The 2,577-nt window shown below is 72.5% G+C and carries 3 protein-coding genes; all 3 read right to left on the bottom strand.

Annotation, left to right across the window (positions count from 1 at the left end; genetic code table 11):
* Positions 1-420 precede the first annotated feature (420 nt).
* The 3 genes from ACWFR4_RS48395 to ACWFR4_RS48385 all read right to left on the bottom strand — a co-directional run bounded on the left by ACWFR4_RS48395 (position 421) and on the right by ACWFR4_RS48385 (position 2,380).
* Complete coding sequence (locus ACWFR4_RS48395) at positions 421-966, bottom strand: hypothetical protein (protein ID WP_453658327.1); 546 nt, start codon at positions 964-966, stop codon at positions 421-423.
* Positions 967-1,191: 225 nt separating this feature from the next.
* Positions 1,192-1,653 (bottom strand): hypothetical protein, encoded by a 462-nt coding sequence (locus ACWFR4_RS48390; RefSeq protein ID WP_453658325.1) that lies wholly within the window; start codon positions 1,651-1,653, stop codon positions 1,192-1,194.
* A 283-nt stretch (positions 1,654-1,936) separates the two neighbouring features.
* A complete protein-coding gene (locus ACWFR4_RS48385) occupies positions 1,937-2,380 on the bottom strand; it encodes a GNAT family N-acetyltransferase (RefSeq protein WP_453658323.1) in 444 nt (147 codons plus the stop codon).
* Between the last annotated feature and the right edge of the window lie 197 nt (positions 2,381-2,577).

Genomic DNA, 2,577 nt, shown 5'->3' with positions numbered 1-2,577 from the left:
TTCGGTCAGACGGTCGATCGCTTCCTGCGCCTGGTGCAGTGGGGTGGACTCGGAAACCATGGGGTGGTCCTCTCAACGCGTGGCGGCTCAGCGGCGCACGGTGGCTCGGGGTGGCAGCACCTTCACCCGGCGCGGGGCAAGCGCGGCAACAGGGTGAGGTGCGCGTATACGTGCGGCCCCGCCTGCCAGGGCAGGACGGGACCGCGAACCGGCGAAGCGACGGGCGGGGGCATGTCGTCCCCTGGGCTCTCGGGGCTGGCATCCCGGCTTGCTGGGCTTACTGGATGTCGGCGGCGGGGTTCCGGGTCGGTGGTCCTGACCGAGGCGGGCCAGGGACCGGGTGCGGGCGCCGGTGGCGGGAGTTCGGGCCGGGCACCGGCGCTCACGCGGGGAAGGCGACGGCCTGGGTGCGACAGGTGGCTACAGGGGGCGGCCGTTGCAGTCCTCGTGGGGCTCGGTGTCCTCTGCGGTGGCTTCGAAGTCGGGTTCCCCGTGCCCGTGGTAGATGACTGCGTCGCTGCCGACGTAGGCGTCCAGGTCGGCAGGGTCCAGGTCGGGGAAGTTGCGCTGGAGGGTGAGGGCGGCGTGCATCTCCTCGGCGAGCAGGCGCAGGAGTCCGGGGTGGACCTCGATGGTGGTGGTGGCGTTGACGGTGACGGGCACGAAGGTGGTGTCGCTGTCGGCAGCTGCGATGGCGTGTCGGTGGGTGCGGGTCCAGTCGGCGAGGGCCCGGGCGAACTCGGTGGCCGGGACTGTGTGCGGGGAAGCGGAGGGGGCGGGCTTGGCATCGCCGGCGGCCGGGGCCTTCTTGCAGGGGTGGCTTTCGGCGATGTTGAGGATCTTGTTGACGCCGTTGGGGTCGTCGGTGATCTGGACGCGCAGACCGCACCGGGCGCAGGAGAACGTCGCGGATTCCTGCGAGGGGAACAGTCGGGCGTAGGCGGCACGGAACAGGGTGATGGGCATAACGACGGGGTCCTTGCCTGGGCGGGGTGTGGGCGGCGGCCCGAGGGGCAGGAGGGGGTCACCGCTCCCCCGGGCCGGTGCTTCGTACCGTGGCCGGGCGCGGGGCAAGGGCCGCAACCCTGAGCGGCGGCGCGGCGGGGAGGCAGGGAGCTGGAGAGAGCGAACGTGGAACGGCCCCGGGACCGCGGGGGCGGGCCGGGGCCGGTGAAGCGGGTGCGTGGGGGGTCAGTTGCGTGGCTGGGGGGTGCAGTGGCATGAGGGGCAGTCGTGCGGGCGGGTGGCACCGGTCCAGGCTGACGGCTCCTGAAGGTGCGGGTGGTCGGCGAGCGTGCGCTGAAGGTGCTGCTCGACGTCGGACCACGTCCAGGCGGGATCACCGCCACTAGGGGCGTTCACGGCGTGCCGGATGAAGGCGGCCTTGTCGTCCGGGGTGGTGAACCAGACGTCGGCGAAGCCGTGCCGGTTGAAGTGCGCGCTGTGGCCGAACAGGTGCGTTGAGCAGGTGCGGTACAGGTCGCCGTTGAAGGCATCCAGGTGCAGGCCGTTCTCGATGAAGGCCAGGACTCGGTTCCCGGCGTTGGCCTTCTCCTGTGCCGTCAGCCACTGGGTGGCTGTGCAGTCGGCGGGCTTCAGTCGGGTCAGGGTGTGCGGGGGGAGGGCGTGCGGTCGGATGGCATCGGAAGTCACGGAACGTCCCGTCGTCAAGGCTCGGTTAGGGGGCGTGCAGACGCCCTTGGGTGCGGCCCCGAGGGAGCAGGCGGGATGGTCACTGCTGGGCGCGGGGCCGGTGCCCGTACCGTGGCTCGGCGGCCGGCAAGAGACGCAAACCTGAGCGGCACCGGCCGCGCTGCGGCCCCGGCGCGCGGAGTGGCGCCGGGGGCCGGGCATGCCGACGGCCCGCCCCGAGGTGCGGGACGGGCCGGGAGGTGCCGGTGGGGGCGGCATGTGCCGCGTCCGTGTGGTGGGGGCGTTACGAGACGCGGGCCATGCGGTCTTCGGCGTTCTCGTGCGGGACCGGGCGGAATCCGTGCCGGGCGTACCAGGCGGCCAGTGCCTCGGTCGGCAGGCCGACAACGCTCTGCGGCCACTCCCGCAGGTCCACCGTGATGGCGCAGCAGGAGAGCGCGATGTCCGATCCGGGGTTCTCGTGGATGACGGCGTTCAACAGGCGAGAGCCCAAGCCGCGGCCGCGGTAGTCGGGGTGGACCGCGATGTCCGTGATCCACAGCTCGAAACTGCGGTCGATGATGTCCACGAACCCGATCAACAGGTCGCCGTCGTGCAGCAGAAGCCAGGTCTCGTTGGCTTCGTCGTCGGTCTTGCGGGTGAGGGCGAACGCGTCCGTGGCGGCGGATTCGGCGGGGGTGGGTGCGGTGTCTATGGGGTTCTCCTCGGTGCGGTGCGTGTGTGGCAAAGGGCCGGGGCACGGCCGCAGGGGTCCGGTCGGTGGGGCCGGGCCGGGTGGTGGGCCGCTCCCCGGTGGCACGGACGATGGTGAGCGGGCGGGTAAGGCGGGCAACCCGCCGGGGACGGGGCGCGCGGGCGACGGGCCGGGCCGCACGTATCGGCATGCGGCGAATACAGCGCGCCGCATGCCGGAGGCGTCGGGAC

The organism is Streptomyces sp. NPDC055140 (genome assembly GCF_053607285.1).
The sequence above is the reverse complement of the archived record's forward strand: the minus strand, read 5'-3'. Positions and strand labels throughout refer to the sequence as shown.

What these genes read in the sequence shown, in the direction of transcription:
- ACWFR4_RS48395 (WP_453658327.1), bottom strand. Translation starts at nt 966, where the DNA reads ATGCCCATCACCCTGTTCCGTGCCGCCTACGCCCGACTGTTCCCCTCG.